The sequence below is a fragment of the Telluria mixta genome (genome assembly GCF_029223865.1).
GTDB lineage: Bacteria > Pseudomonadota > Gammaproteobacteria > Burkholderiales > Burkholderiaceae_D > Telluria > Telluria mixta.
Genome location: NZ_CP119520.1, coordinates 5,595,904 through 5,609,527, shown reverse-complemented (window position 1 = coordinate 5,609,527; position 13,624 = coordinate 5,595,904). Strand labels below are relative to the sequence as shown.

Annotated in this window: 10 protein-coding genes; 4 read left to right on the top strand and 6 right to left on the bottom strand. The window is 67.3% G+C overall.

Annotation, left to right across the window (positions count from 1 at the left end):
* The first annotated feature begins 19 nt into the window (after positions 1 to 19).
* Positions 20 to 421 (top strand): hypothetical protein, encoded by a 402-nt coding sequence (locus P0M04_RS24755; RefSeq protein ID WP_259452181.1) that lies wholly within the window; start codon positions 20 to 22, stop codon positions 419 to 421.
* On the opposite strand, the gene P0M04_RS24750 is transcribed toward P0M04_RS24755, so the two are convergent.
* Both P0M04_RS24750 and P0M04_RS24745 read right to left on the bottom strand, forming a co-directional pair.
* Positions 418 to 3,279 carry a glycosyl hydrolase 115 family protein gene (locus P0M04_RS24750; protein WP_259452180.1) on the bottom strand — a complete coding sequence of 954 codons (2,862 nt, stop codon included), beginning with the start codon at positions 3,277 to 3,279 and terminating at the stop codon, positions 418 to 420. The two genes, P0M04_RS24755 and P0M04_RS24750, sit on opposite strands and share 4 nt — an antisense overlap.
* 30 nt (positions 3,280 to 3,309) lie before the next feature.
* Positions 3,310 to 4,566, bottom strand: a complete 1,257-nt coding sequence (locus tag P0M04_RS24745) for an SGNH/GDSL hydrolase family protein (RefSeq protein WP_259452179.1) — start codon at positions 4,564 to 4,566, stop codon at positions 3,310 to 3,312.
* Positions 4,567 to 4,679: 113 nt separating this feature from the next.
* Here P0M04_RS24745 and P0M04_RS24740 point away from each other — a divergent pair, with 113 nt between their 5' ends.
* A complete protein-coding gene (locus P0M04_RS24740) occupies positions 4,680 to 6,047 on the top strand; it encodes an enolase C-terminal domain-like protein (RefSeq protein WP_259452178.1) in 1,368 nt (455 codons plus the stop codon).
* 18 nt (positions 6,048 to 6,065) lie between these two features.
* Here P0M04_RS24740 and P0M04_RS24735 read toward each other — a convergent pair whose 3' ends face one another.
* From P0M04_RS24735 to P0M04_RS24720, 4 genes are all read right to left on the bottom strand, one after another.
* The gene (locus P0M04_RS24735) at positions 6,066 to 8,450 is read right to left on the bottom strand and encodes a putative bifunctional diguanylate cyclase/phosphodiesterase (protein WP_259452177.1); all 2,385 of its coding nucleotides are present in this window, start codon (positions 8,448 to 8,450) and stop codon (positions 6,066 to 6,068) included.
* A gap of 169 nt (positions 8,451 to 8,619) precedes the next feature.
* Positions 8,620 to 9,579: a chemotaxis protein gene (locus P0M04_RS24730; protein WP_259452176.1), complete on the bottom strand. Its 960-nt coding sequence runs from the start codon at positions 9,577 to 9,579 to the stop codon at positions 8,620 to 8,622.
* Between the two features lie 154 nt (positions 9,580 to 9,733).
* The gene (locus tag P0M04_RS24725; protein WP_259452175.1) at positions 9,734 to 9,859 is read right to left on the bottom strand and encodes a hypothetical protein; all 126 of its coding nucleotides are present in this window, start codon (positions 9,857 to 9,859) and stop codon (positions 9,734 to 9,736) included.
* Positions 9,860 to 9,933: 74 nt separating this feature from the next.
* A complete protein-coding gene (locus P0M04_RS24720) occupies positions 9,934 to 10,893 on the bottom strand; it encodes an MYG1 family protein (RefSeq protein WP_259452174.1) in 960 nt (319 codons plus the stop codon).
* Positions 10,894 to 10,956: 63 nt separating this feature from the next.
* Here P0M04_RS24720 and P0M04_RS24715 point away from each other — a divergent pair, with 63 nt between their 5' ends.
* Together P0M04_RS24715 and P0M04_RS24710 are read left to right on the top strand one after the other, a co-directional pair.
* Positions 10,957 to 12,228: a cyanophycinase gene (locus P0M04_RS24715; protein ID WP_259452173.1), complete on the top strand. Its 1,272-nt coding sequence runs from the start codon at positions 10,957 to 10,959 to the stop codon at positions 12,226 to 12,228.
* Positions 12,229 to 12,389: 161 nt separating this feature from the next.
* Positions 12,390 to 13,034: a Dps family protein gene (locus tag P0M04_RS24710; RefSeq protein ID WP_259452172.1), complete on the top strand. Its 645-nt coding sequence runs from the start codon at positions 12,390 to 12,392 to the stop codon at positions 13,032 to 13,034.
* Positions 13,035 to 13,624: the final 590 nt, after the last annotated feature.

Below are 13,624 nucleotides of genomic sequence, written 5' to 3'. Positions count from 1 at the left end.
GCCCCGAGAGAGCCGCACGATGAGTTTCGACCTGATGGTATTCGCCCCCGACGCCGCCCCGGCCAAGCGCCCCGCCTTCCTCGACTGGTACGAGGAACAGACGGCGTGGAACGAGGACCATGGCTACGACGACCCGGGCGTGGCCACGCCCGCGCTGCAAGCCTTTTACGCGGCACTGGCTGCCGAATTCCCGCCGGCACCGGCGGATGCGGACGAGCCCGAAACCGGCACCGATTACACCATCGGCCGGACACTCCTCTATATGTCGTTCCTCGACTGGGACCGGATCGACGCCGCCTGGGAAGCCGTGCACCGGCTCGCGGCGAAGCACGAACTGGGCTTCTTCGACGTCAGTTCCGACCTCGCCGAAGTATGGCTGCCCGACCGCAAGGGCGGGCTGCGCGTCGCCCATTCCGATTAATCTGCCTTGACCAGCGGGCTCTCCTGCGGGCCGAGATAGCTCGGCTTCAGACCGCCCGCATCGATCACGACGCGCTGCAGCACGAGGCCCGGATCCAGCGCCCAGAACTTCAAGGTGTGCCGTCCCGGCGCCTTCACCTCGTGCGCCGTCGTGAATTGCGCGACGCCGTCCGTGACGATCTTTTCCCAGTGCCTCGGCGAGTCGTCCGCATGCACATCGACGATGCGCGGCGCCTCGTCGTCGATGGAGACGGCATAGCGGAAGCCCGGCCCCGGCCGGAATTTTAACGTGGGCGCCAGCGTCGCCTGCACGTTCACCTTGCCCGGCTCGAACAAATACACGTCGTACTCCAGCCACATGCCGTCCGCAGGCGCCAGCGCGGGCGCGTCCACCGGCAGCGTCGTCATGCCGGACAGCGTGCGGCCCAGGCCCGGCACGCGCAGCCACTCGCGGCCGGTCGGCGCCAGCGCACGGCTGTAGTGCTCCGCCTCGATGGCCACCGTGCCGCCGGTCTCGACGAAGCCGGCAAGCCGCGCGCCGCGCTGGTCGGCATGGCGCAGCGGGACGGCGACGGCAGCCTGCCGGCCATCCGGGCCGCTGACCAGCACCCGGCCGGACGTGGCGCCCGCCGGCACCTGGTCCCAGCGCACGTCGACGACGATCCGCGTCGACTTGTCCGTCGTGCCGGACGATTCGCCCAGCACGATCCACGGCTGGTCGGCGCGCGCGGTCCACGCCACCGGTGCGGCGCCGCGGTCGAACACCTCGATATAGCGGTTCGATTTGTCGAACGGTTCGAACGCCGGCAGGCTCAGATCCTTTGCAGCGGGCCACGCGGCCTCGCTGCCCTCCACCGCCACGCCCAGCGCACCCGCACCCGGCACCGCGATCTCGCGCACGTCGGGCATGATGTTCGTGGCGGGGTCGCGCCAGCTCGTGTAGCCGATGTGCGTCTGCGCCATCATGTGGTTCCACTTGCCGCCATTGATCGAGTGGTACTCGCGCGAGATCGCGGCGTCCTGCGCGAACAGGTCGCGTGCGCGGGCCGCGAGATCGTTCGTGTCCGCGCGCCCCTGTTGCGCATGGAGGCGGTTCGCCTGCACCGTCGCATACAGCTCGCCCAGCGTGCCGGACGCGCGCACGGGATGCTCGACGAGCTGGAAGAAAGCGTCGCGCTGCGCCGGCGCCAGCTTCGCTTTCACGCGCTCCACGCGCGCGGCCAGGTCGCGCCAGTCGGCGACGATGCGCTCGGACTCGCGGTAATTCGTCGCGCTGTACGTGCCCGGCTCCAGCTGCTCCGGCCGGCGGCGGCCGTTGTAGCGGGCGTACGTCTCCACGATGTCGGCGATTTCCGCGGCGTTGTCGGCGCCGAATTCGCGCGCCGCCCACAGCTTCAGGTAATCCGGCAGGCGCGACGCCGGCCACGCGGCCGGGTTCCAGGCGTAGGTGAGGAAGAATTCGGTCGGCACTTCCATCGGCTTGAGGTCGCCCACGTTCACGACCCACAGCCGGTCCGCGCCGAGGCGCCACGCCAGGTGCATCTGTTCCCACACCTTCGGCAGCGGCGTCACGTTGATCCACTTGTACGAGCGCGGGCCACCGACGTAATCGAAGTGGTAGTAGATGCCGGCGCCGCCGCTGCGCTTGCGTTCCTCCGCAGTCGGCAGGCGGCGGATATTGCCCCAGTTGTCGTCGCACCAGAGCAGCGTGACGTCGTCCGGCACGCGCATGCCCTTCTCGTAATACTCCTGCACTTCCTTGTACAGGGCCCAGACCTGCGGCACCTGCGGCAGCGGTTTCCCGGTCGTCTTTGCGATCATCGCGCGCTGGTCGGCCACGATGCGCTCCAGCAGCGCGACGTTCGACTCCTCCGACATCGGCTCGTCGCCGTCGCCGCGCATGCCCAGCGTGATGACCTTGTCGTAGTCCTTCGATCGGTCCAGGCCCTGCTGCCAGAATTCGCGCAGCACCTGTTCGTTGCGGTTGTAGTCCCACGGCCCCTTGCCGTATTTTTTCCACTCCGCGTGTGCGCGCATCAGCGGTTCGTGGTGCGACGTGCCCATCACGATGCCCATCTCGTCGGCCAGCGGGCCGTTCTCGGGATCGTCGTCGTAGAACGCATTGCCCCACATCGCCGGCCACAGGTAGTTGCCGCGCATGCGCAGGATCAGCTCGAACAGTTTGCCGTAGAACTTGTGGTTGAAGCCGCCGAATTTTTCCTTGGCCCAGCCGGACAGCGCCGGCGCCTCGTCGTTCAGGAAGATGCCGCGGTAGCGCACGACCGGCGCGTCGGCCACGCGCGTGCCGGCCGCCACAGCGAGCACGTCGTGCTTCGGCGGCGCCACGTCGGCCCACCAGTTCCAGGGCGAGACGCCGATCTGTTCGGACACCGTGTACAGCCCGAAGATCGTGCCGCGCCGGTCGCTGCCCGCGACGACGAGCGCGCGGGCGACGCCCGGCAGCGGATTGCGCACCGTCTGCACGAGATACCCTTCCCACTTGCCGCGTACGGCCTTCGCGTCGATCCTGTTCTCGCGCGCGAGACGGTCGATCAGTGCACTCTTGCCGAGCGTGCCGACGATGACGACGTCCGATCCCTTCGCCACGGCGCCCGCGGACGCCAGCAGCGCGGGCCGCGTGCCGGACACGCGCTCGATGTCCGCCTGCAGGTCGGCCGCCGCGCGGCGCACGCCCTTGAATTCGTTCGGATCCACGACGATGCGCGCGGCCTGGCCGGATCGCGCGAGCACGACGGCATCCTTGCCGGCTTCGAACGTGACGAAGGGGCGCTCGCCCAGCGCCCATGCCGGGTGCGCGGCCGCGAGCGTCAGCGTCGCGGCGACGACGAGTGATTTCATAAGTCTCCTGATGTTTTTATGGGAACGCGTTCAGCGCGCGATGCGGCAGGTCTTGAGCTGCTCCAGCGGGACGGCGTCCGCCATTGCCTTGTAGCCGGCGGTCGACGGATGCAGGCCGTCGTTGTCAAGTGCCTTGAGCAGGTGGTCGGGTTTGGCCGGATCGCGCAGCGCCGCGTCGAAGTCGACGACGCCGTCGACGACGCCCGCGCTGCGGATCCACTGGTTGTACGCGAGGCGGTCGGCTTCGTTGTCCGGGCCCGGCGCGTAATAGCCGCTGCCGCCGTACGGGCTGATGGTGGCGCCCAGCACGCACACGCCCTGCAGATGGGCACGCGCGACGATCTGGCGATACGCCTGTTTCAGGTCGTCCAGCAGCGCCGCGCGCGCCGCCGGGGTGTCTTCCTTGTTCCGGTGCTGCACGCCGAAATCGTTCACGCCGATCATGACGATGGCGTGGGAGACGCCGGGCCGCGCCAGCACGTCGCGTTCGAAGCGGGACACGAGGTTCGGGCCCAGACCGTCGCGCAGCATGCGGCCGCCGCCGATGCCCGCGTTGACGACGCCCACGTCCGTCATGCCGGCGGCGCGCAGGCGCGTGGCCAGGCCGTCCGTCCAGCGCATGTACGTATCCGGATTCACGCCATAGCCGTCCGTGATCGAGTCGCCGATCGCGACGACCGTATGCGCCCCGGCGCGGTCCAGCACTTCGACGCCCGTGATCTGGTACCAGCGCGTAAAGGTGTCGGCCTGCGGCCAGCCCGCGGCCAGTACCTGGTTGCCGGGCACGCGAAAGCTCGTCGCGCGCGCGCCGGGGTGGCCCGTCTGGCGCGCCGGCGCCTGGGGAAAATGCAGCGAGATGGCGAGATCGGCGCCCGCGGCATGCGGCAGGTCGACGGGATCACTCAGGTATTCCGCGCCGGCCGGAATCGTGATGGACGCGGCACCCCCGAAGCGCAGCGGGCGCAGGCTGGCGGCGTCGACGTCGGCCTTGCCGGGTGCGGTCGCCAGCGCGACGCTGCCGGCGTCGATCACGAGCGGGGCCGTGCTGAACACGTTGGAGAGCTTGACGCGCAGCTGGCGGCCGCCCAGCGACACCCGCACGACCTGGCGCAGGCTGGCATCCCGCCATTGGGCGGCAGGCAGTTCGTTCTGGCCTTCCGGTACCAGCTGGGCACTGCCCCACGAGGCGACCCAGTACTCGCCGGCTGGGGTTTGGACGGCGATCGCGGCACAGCCGCCGAGGGAGAGACACAGGAGGCTGGCAGCCAGAATCGATTGACGGGACATCGTTATTCCTTCACACTGAGCAAATGGTTGCGCTACCATTCTAGTTTAGATCAATGTTACGGGCAACGAGAACTATTTTTTCGATATGCCCGTCATCACCAGGAGACACTGAAATGCCCCTCATCCAGCGCGCCGCCAGCCCGATCGTCACCGAGATGCAGGTGATCCCCGTGGCCGGCCGCGACAGCATGCTGCTGAACCTGTGCGGCGCCCACGCGCCCTACTTCACCCGTATCCTCGTCCTGCTGAAGGACAGCGCCGGTAATACCGGCATGGGCGAGGTGCCCGGCTCGAACGGCATTCTGCGCGCGCTGGAGCGGCTCGTGCCGCTCGTGACGGGCACCGAGGTGGCGCGCTACAACCGCACCCTGAACGTGCTGCGCACGGCGATCTCCGGCGTGAGCCACCAGGTGACGTCAAGCGCCGAGGAAGCGGTCATGAAGCAGCCGCACGAAATCAACCTGCGCCTGGAAAACGTGGTGACGGCCGTGGAAGCGGCCCTGCTGGACCTGCTGGGCCAGCACCTCGCGGTGCCGCTGTGCGAATTGCTGGGCGACGGCCAGCAGCGCACGCACGTGACGATGCTCGCCTACCTGTTCTACATCGGCGACCGTACGCAGACGGATCTTCCGTACGACGGCGAGGCGGTGAAGGATGGCTGGTACAAGGTTCGCGACGAGGAAGCGCTGAGCCCCGAGCAGATTGCCGACCTGGCGTCCGCCGCCGTCGACAAATACGGCTTCCGCGACTTCAAGCTAAAAGGCGGCGTGATGCGGCCCGAGGACGAGATCGCGGCGGTGGCCGCCATCAAGCGGCGCTTCCCGGACGCGCGCGCGACGCTGGACCCGAACGGCGCCTGGTCGCTGGCGGAAGCGATTGCCGCCTGCAAGGGCCAGGGCCATGTGCTGTCGTATGCGGAGGATCCGTGCGGTCCGGAGAACGGCTACTCGGGCCGCGAGATCATGGCGGAATTCAAGCGCGCCACGGGCATCCGCACGGCGACGAACATGGTCGCGACGGACTGGCGCCAGATGGCGCACTCGCACCTGCTGGGCGCCGTCGACATCCCGCTCGCCGACCCGCACTTCTGGACCATGCAGGGCTCCGTGCGCCTCGCACAGCTGTGCCACGACTGGGGCCTGACGTGGGGTTCGCACTCGAACAACCACTTCGACGTGTCGCTGGCCATGTTCACGCACTGCGCCGCCGCCGCGCCGGGCGACATCACGGCCATCGACACGCACTGGATCTGGCAGGAAGGCCGCGAGCGCCTGACGACGGAACCGCTGAAGATCGTGGGCGGCCAGGTCGCCGTGCCGGACGCGCCGGGCCTCGGCGTCAAGCCGGACATGGAGCGCATCGCCGCCGCGCACGAGTTGTACAAGAAGGTGGCCGGCGGCGCGCGCGACGACGCGATGGCGATGCGTTACCTCGTGCCCGGCTGGACGTACGATCCGAAGAAGCCGAGCTACGCGCGCTGAACCGGCGCGGGCGGGGTGTCAGGCGGCCAGCGCCCCCGGCACTTCGCACTGCAGGAATTTGTCGAAGTCCGGCAGCGCCATCGGCCGCGCGAACAGATAGCCCTGCGCCTCGTCGCAGCGGCAGTCGCGCAGCGTCTCCATCACTTCTTCCGTCTCGATGCCTTCCGCGACCACCGTGAGGCCGAGCGCGTGCGCCATGTGGACGAGCGCCGCGACGAAGTCGTCGCCGTTCGGGCACTCGTCCAGGAAGAACGAGCGGTCCAGTTTCAGCACGTCGACGGGGAAACGCTTCAGGTACGACAGGCTCGAATAGCCGGTACCGAAGTCGTCCAGCGCCAGCTTCACGCCCAGGCGCTTGAGGCGGTGGAGCACGTCGACGGATTGTTCGATGTCGTCGATCAGCGCGCTCTCGGTCAGCTCCAGTTCCAGCGCGCGCGGCGCGAAACCGGACACGCGCAGCGCCTGCTCGACGTCGGCGACGAGCTCCGCCGACCGCAGCTGGCGTGCCGACACGTTCACGGACACATGCAGCTGCGTGCCGTACTTGTCCGAGAGCTCCTTGCCGACGCGGCAGGCCTCGCGCAGCACCCAGCGGCCGATTTCTTCGATGTGGCCGCGCTCTTCCGCGATCGGGACGAATTCGAACGGCGCCACCTGCCCGAGTTCCGGATGCTTCCAGCGCAACAGCACTTCCACGCCGCGCAGGCGGAAGGTGCGCACGTCGATGCGCGGCTGGTAGTGCAGTTCGAACTGGCCCAGCTCCAGCGCGCGCCGCAGGGCCGTCTCCACCTGCAGCCGGCGCCGCGCTTCCACGCTCATCTCCGGTTCGAAGAACTGGTAGGAACTCGCGCCCAGCGCCTTCGCCTTGTACATCGCCGTATCCGCGTTCTGGAACAGCAGCTCCGGCGTGGCGCCGTCCTGGCCCGACAGGCTGATGCCGATGGACGCGCCCACGCACATCTCCAGCCCGTCGATGTGGAATGGATTGGTGAGCGTTTTCAGCAAGCGCTGTGCGATGCCGGCGGCCGCCTCGCGGCCCGCGCAATGGGCCGCGACGACGAATTCGTCGCCGCCCAGCCGCGCCACGACGTCGCCCGGACGCAGGCACGATTGCAGTCGCAAGCCCACCTGCCGCAGCAGATGGTCGCCGGCCGCGTGGCCCAGCGAATCGTTGACTTCCTTGAAGCGGTTCAGGTCGATGAACAGCACGGTGGTTTCCGCCTGGCCGCGTGCCTGGCCCAGCATCGAGCGCAAATGGCCGTTCAACCAGGCCCGGTTGGGCAGGCCGGTGAGATCGTCGCGCGTGGCCAGCTGTTCCAGCCGCTCCTCGGCGCGCTTGCGGTCGGAGATATCGTGGAAGAACACCGACAGTCCGTCCTCGTGGGCATACACGCGCACGCTGAGCCAGACGCCCTCCGGTTCGTAGAACGTCTCGAACGCCTCGTTCTCGCGCCGTTCCATCGCGCGCCGGTAGACACGGCTGGTTTCCGTACCTTCCAGCCCGTTGGCCAGATCCCACAATACCTTGCCACCCGACGTCCCCGGCTCGACCCCGGCAAAGACTTCGGCGAGCGTGTTCGCGTACGTGATCTCCCAGTCCCGATTCACCGAGAAGAAGCCATCCTCAATGCTTTCCAGGATCGTGCGTACCCGCGCGTGCGCCTGCTCGACCCGGTGCAGCATCTCCTTTTCGCGCGTGATGTCGCGCGAGACGAGGACGGCCCCGAACACGGCGCCGGTGGCGGGATCCGCGACCTTGCGCAGCTTGGAGCCCAGCTCCACATAATGGCCGTCGCGATGCCGCTTGCGGACCTCGATCACGTCGCCGATCTCCTCGCCGGCGACGACACGTGCCAGCGCGGCAGCCGCCTGGGCCCGGTCGTCGGGATGGAGGAAATCGAGCCCGTTTCGTCCCACGATGTCCGCCGCCTCCCAGCCCAGCAAGGTCGTGTAGGACGGCGACACGTGGATATAGCGGCCGTCCACGCCGCAATGCGCGATCAGGTCCATGCTGTGGTCGACGATGAGGCGGTGCTCCGCGTCGCTGCGCAGCGCGCGGTCGAGCGTCGCCTTCTGTTCCGTGACGTCGGCGAAGGCGCCGGACCACCCGGTGCACCGGCCCGCGGTATCCATCCCCGGGAGCCCGGACACGGCGACGCGGCGCATGACGCCATCCGCGCACTTGATCCCGACCTCTTCGCCGAACGCCGTGTGCCGCGCCAGCGCATCCGCGACGCGGTCCGCCGCCTGCCCGTCCACGGCATACGCGCGCAGCCAGTCGGGCAGGCGCGTCGCGACGGCGAACGGCGGCAGCGCGCCCTGTGCGTGGTCGACGGCGGACGTGCAGACGCCCTCCGTATCCGTTGTCCAGATGCTCGCGATAAACGATGTCGGGTGTGGCATGGGATTCTGAAAAGGTGGGAAACAGCACCCTGAGCAGTCATTATGCGGCATGACTATTGCCGTAGGGCAAGGCCTACGTAAATTCGCTTGGGAGTGTTGCCCGACAACAACTCAGCAGTGGGCGGTGCGGTGCGGGCCGGCAGGCATGCCGGCACCGCGTGGGGAAGAATTACTGGCGCAGCAGCGTGCGCAGGGTGCGCGACAGGTCCTCGGCCGAGAACTTGGCGACATAGGCGTCGGCGCGGACGTTCTTGACGTGTTCCTCGTTCGTCGTGCCGGACAGCGACGAGTGGATCACGACCGGCATGTTGCCGAAGCGCGCGTTCGACTTGATGTTGCGGGTCAGGGTGAAGCCGTCCATTTCCGGCATCTCGAGGTCGGTCAGCACGAGCGCGACCTTGTCGTGCACGGTCTTGCCTTCGGCTTCCGCCGCGGCGGCGATGTGGTTCAGCTGTTCCCAGCATTCCTTGCCGCTCTTGGTCATGACGAACGGCAGGCCCATGGCATCCAGGCCCTGCTCGATCAGCGCGCGCGCGACGACGGAATCGTCCGCGGCCAGGATCACGGCGCCCGGTTTCAGCTTCATTTTGGCACCGACGGCCTGTTCGATGTTCTCGGTCTCGGATTCCGGGTTCAGGTTGCGCAGGATGGTCTCGACGTCGAGCACCTGGGCCAGGCGGGCCGGTTGGCCGTCGACCGCTTCCAGGCGCGCGATGCTCGTGACCATGCCGCTGCCGGCGCTCTTCTCGGCCGACATCACCTGTGTCCAGTCGAGGCGCACGATTTCTTCCACGCTCTCCACTGCAAACGCCTGCGTGGTGCGCGCGAATTCCGTCACCAGCATGATGTTCAGGCCGGTCTTGGGCGTGACGCCGGCGATGCCCGGCAGGTCGAGGACCTGGATGATCTGGCCGCGCAGGTTGACCACGCCGAGGACGTGATCGGGCGCGCCGGCCACCTTGGTGATCGTCGGCATGGCGACGATCTCGCGGATTTTAAAGACGTTGATGCCGAACAGCTCGCTGTGCTCGCCGCTGGCGTCGCCGCCGAGACGGAAAAGCAAAAGCTCGAATTTATTCGTGCCCGTAAGGTTGCTGCGCTCGTCGACTTCCTGCTGAACCGATTTCATGTCCCATCCCAAAAAGGTTGATTCTTTTGGGAAATTCTAGACGCGAACCGCGTGTCGGTGTAAAGACCAGCATGAATCTCCGTCACTTTTTGGTGATTTCGCACCAAAAAACCACAACCATTTGATGAAATCGTAACGGTGCGGCTGAGGCGGATCAGTGAGCAGTGTAAGGAAGATAACTGATGCCATTCTCGATCGTACCGACGAGCGCGGCCGCGTTCTCCGGGCTCTCGCTGACCAGGCCGTTGTGCGGAAGCGCGTCGAGCTCCACCTTGATCATGTCACATCCGGTCGAAAGCGAAAGCGAAAGCCGCTATTCCCGCATCCGGCTCCGCCCGCAAGTTGCGCGCATTGTCACGCCGTGGGCGCCTGCGCATCTACCTCGCGCAGCGCCTGCCGCGCCATCTCGAGGATCCCCTCGAACGACTTTGCCGCCGCGATGAAGCGGCCGTTGTGGCAAAAGCCCGCGTCCGGCACGCCGGTCACGGCGGCCAGGTCGGCATCGCGCAAACCCGCCCACGCGGCCGGGAGGTCGGCGCGCGCATCGAAGCTTTCCGCGCTGACGGGCACCGTGTGGATCATGTGGCGCTGCTCGGCCAGGCTGTAGCTGATGACGAACAGCACCTTCGGCATCTCCTTGCGCACGATGGCCGTCCACGGCAGTGCCGCATTTTTCAGGAACAGCACGCGGCCGCCTTCGAGCACCTCCGCATGGCGTACCTGCTCGACCGCGAGCTGTGCGCCCACGCGATACTTCACCGCATTGATCATCAGGTCCGTGAGCAGGCCCAGCACGCGCCGGAACTGCGCGTCGCGGTAGGCCTCGGCCGCCGGGCCATAGCCCAGCCGCTGCTCGTCGAGCCAGTTCGGATTGAAGCCGGACACGATCGCGGACAGGCCATAGCTGCCGGGCGCGTTGCGGGCCGCGCCCACGTCGGACAGGTCGAGGTATTGCACCACGTCCGCATCGATCGCGTACGCCATCTGCTGCGCGGCCTCGTCCGACAATTTATAGCCGGCGTGCCGTTCCGCCAGCAGCGCCACGCAGCGCGCGCCGTACTCGCGCCACACGAGGCCGGCGCTGGCGTAGGGGACGCCGCTCATGCGGGCGCCGTCGAAGCCCTTCTGGTGGTGGTCGAAGCGGCCCGCGGCCGGATTCCATTCGCCGCCCACGTCGATGGCGACGTCGGCCCGCGCGATGATGGCCGGGTCGCGCGTGCGCACGAGCTCCGCGTCCGGGTACAACAGCAGCAGGACGGCCACCGCCCACGCATCGTCCGCGTGGAATTTACCGCTGTGGGTCACGATCAACATTCTGGCTCCAATCTGAGTGCATACCCCATGATACCGGCTTTGGCTGCAAGGCCGGGCACGCGTATGATGATGGGTGTTCCCATCCGCATCGAGACGCCCGCCATGCCGATCCGCTTTCCTGTGTTGCCCCTCGCTTTCGTGCTGAGCCTCGGCCTGGTACCCGCCGCCGCGCGCGCGGACGCGCAGGCACCCGCGGGCCCGGGCAAGGGCTCGCTCGTGATCGCCGGCGGCGCGCTGCGGGCCGACAACGCCCCCGTGTGGAAAAAGATCGTGGAACTGGCCGGCGGCCCCGGCGCGCGCATCGCCGTGTTCCCGACGGCGGCCGGCAATCCGGAGCGCTCCGGCCGCCTGACGGCCGAAATCCTGGCCGGCTACGGCGCCCGCCCGTTCGTCGTGCCGCTCGCCGCGAAACTGGCCGGGACCGACGTGCGCAAGGCCGCGGACGACCCGCAACTGGCCGCCAGCGTGCGCGCGGCCGGCGGCGCTTTCTTCACCGGCGGCGACCAGGGCCGCATCACGGCCGCGCTGCGCCATGCCGACGGCGGCAACAGCGCCGTGCTGGACGCGCTGTGGGACATGTACCGGCGCGGCGGCGTCATCGCCGGCACGAGCGCCGGCGCGGCCATCATGAGCAAGACGATGTTCTACGAAGGCCGCGCGCCGCTGCCCACGCTGCGCGACGGCATCACGGATGGCCGCGATATCGCGCCCGGCCTCGGCTTCATCGGCGACGACGTGTTCGTCGACCAGCATTTGCTGATCCGCGGCCGCTTCGCCCGCATGCTGCCCGCGATGCTGGCCAAGCACTACAGGCTCGGCCTGGGCATCGACGAAAACACGGCGGCCGTCGTCGCGCCGGACCGGTCGATCGCCGTCATCGGCTACAAGGGCGCGCTGCTGCTCGACCTCGGCCAGGCCAGCGTGGACGCCGCGCGCACCGGCTTCAACGTGACGGGCGCCCGCATCAGCTACCTGGACAGCGGCGACCGCTACGACCCGGCCAGCGGCCGCTTCACGCCCGGCCCGGACAAGGAAAAAGTGGACCCGGCCGACCCATCCTACCGCGGTCCCCTGTTCACCCCGGACATCCTCGGCAACACGGCCGTCGTCGACCTGCTGATGAAGCTGTGCGACAGCGACCAGGCCCGCGCCACCGGCATCGCGTTCGGCGACCCGGCCGGCGCGGCGGCGGACCGCGGTTTCGAATTCACATTTACGCGCACACCGGAGAGCGAGGGCTGGACGTCGAACCGGGCCGATACCTATTCCGTGTACCGCGTGCGCATGGATGTGCGGCCGGTGAAGCTGACGTTGCCGTTGTATCGGGAGGATTGAGACGGCTTGCTCATCGCTGACCCGGGTTTGACCACGTTTTTCAATCGGACGGCCTGCGTCGACCGATCGGGTCGTGTACTTTCATGGTGCGTCCTGCGCAGCCTGCGATAACGCGGCACAGGCCAACTCCATCCTGCAGTCATCTTCAGCGAGGACACACCATGAGCGACAAGAATAATCAGGACGATCACGTCATCCAGGATTTCGGCACCCTGCAGAACGTGCGCATCGGACTCGGCGCCGACGTGCGCGCCAGGAGCGTGCGTGCATTGAATCGCCTGCTGGCCCATACCATGGCCATGCGCGACGCCTACAAGAAAGCGCACTGGCAAACGGCCGGCGCCACGTTCTACGAATTGCATCTGCTGTTCGACAAGCATTACGAAGAGCAGGCGGAACTGATGGACACGATCGCCGAGCGCATTCAGGGACTGGGCGGCGTTACGTTTGCATTGCCGGGCGACGTCAACAGCGAGTCGTCCATCGCGCGCGGACCGCGCGGCCGTGAATCGGCCCGTGCCCAGCTCGACCGCCTTGCCGATGGCCATGAAACGATTCTGCTGGAAGCCCGTCCGCTTGCCCGCGAAGCCGCCGATCACGGTGACGACGGCACGAACGACCTGATCGTCAGCGATCTGGTGCGCCTGAACGAACTCCAGTCCTGGTTCATCGTCCAGCACCTGAACCGCCACTCCGAGATCGGCGACGCCTCGCAACCGACGCAAGCGGATGCGGACCTGGACGCGGACCCGGTCGACACGAAGGGCGACGGCGCTCAGGCCCGGCATGAAGCCCGCCACCACTGATATTTAGCTTGCGATATCTCGATGTGGAAATATTAAGATGCCGGGGGCGCGCCATTGATTGCGGCACGCCGGCATCGCGTTGCCGTAAAGCTTTCCCGGAACTTGGAGTGTCGGTAAAAAAGTCGATTCTGATAGCCCCGCCCGTTTCGACTATCTTGTCCGCCTCGACATGATCGTTCTGGCGACCAATCCACGAAACGGGCGGATCCGGGCGATCTGGATCGCAGCTTCAGCGCCCGCACGCCGGACCCGCCGGTGGAAAGTCCCGTCGTCGCCCGCTCCAGGTCGAGGTCGTGGCTGCGCGACAGCGACCAGCACGTAATCGAGACCGGCAGACGATATTCCACGAAGGCCGCGTGCCGCTCCCACGCTGCGCGACCCGCGGACGCTCCGCAAACTGTCGGGCTGTGTTTACACTTTACGCCTCCCTTGTCCTACCTATGTATGCGCACTTGGCTTACAAGCGCACCAAAAAGACACGCAGCTGATCGCTACAATGGAATTGTCATCAAATTGCCAACATATGAATGCAGTAATGCATTTTTATGACATGTTGATCGCATTCGTGACACGTTGGCGACTACTTCAAA

Bases quoted from the DNA above. Each gene is read 5' to 3' on its own strand.
- P0M04_RS24755 (WP_259452181.1), top strand. From the start codon at position 20: ATGAGTTTCGACCTGATGGTATTCGCCCCCGACGCCGCCCCGGCCAAG.
- P0M04_RS24750 (WP_259452180.1), bottom strand. From the start codon at position 3,279: ATGAAATCACTCGTCGTCGCCGCGACGCTGACGCTCGCGGCCGCGCAC.
- P0M04_RS24745 (WP_259452179.1), bottom strand. From the start codon at position 4,566: ATGTCCCGTCAATCGATTCTGGCTGCCAGCCTCCTGTGTCTCTCCCTC.
- P0M04_RS24740 (WP_259452178.1), top strand. From the start codon at position 4,680: ATGCCCCTCATCCAGCGCGCCGCCAGCCCGATCGTCACCGAGATGCAG.
- P0M04_RS24735 (WP_259452177.1), bottom strand. From the start codon at position 8,450: ATGCCACACCCGACATCGTTTATCGCGAGCATCTGGACAACGGATACG.
- P0M04_RS24730 (WP_259452176.1), bottom strand. From the start codon at position 9,579: ATGAAATCGGTTCAGCAGGAAGTCGACGAGCGCAGCAACCTTACGGGC.
- P0M04_RS24725 (WP_259452175.1), bottom strand. From the start codon at position 9,859: ATGATCAAGGTGGAGCTCGACGCGCTTCCGCACAACGGCCTGGTCAGC.
- P0M04_RS24720 (WP_259452174.1), bottom strand. From the start codon at position 10,893: ATGTTGATCGTGACCCACAGCGGTAAATTCCACGCGGACGATGCGTGG.
- P0M04_RS24715 (WP_259452173.1), top strand. From the start codon at position 10,957: ATGATGATGGGTGTTCCCATCCGCATCGAGACGCCCGCCATGCCGATC.
- P0M04_RS24710 (WP_259452172.1), top strand. From the start codon at position 12,390: ATGAGCGACAAGAATAATCAGGACGATCACGTCATCCAGGATTTCGGC.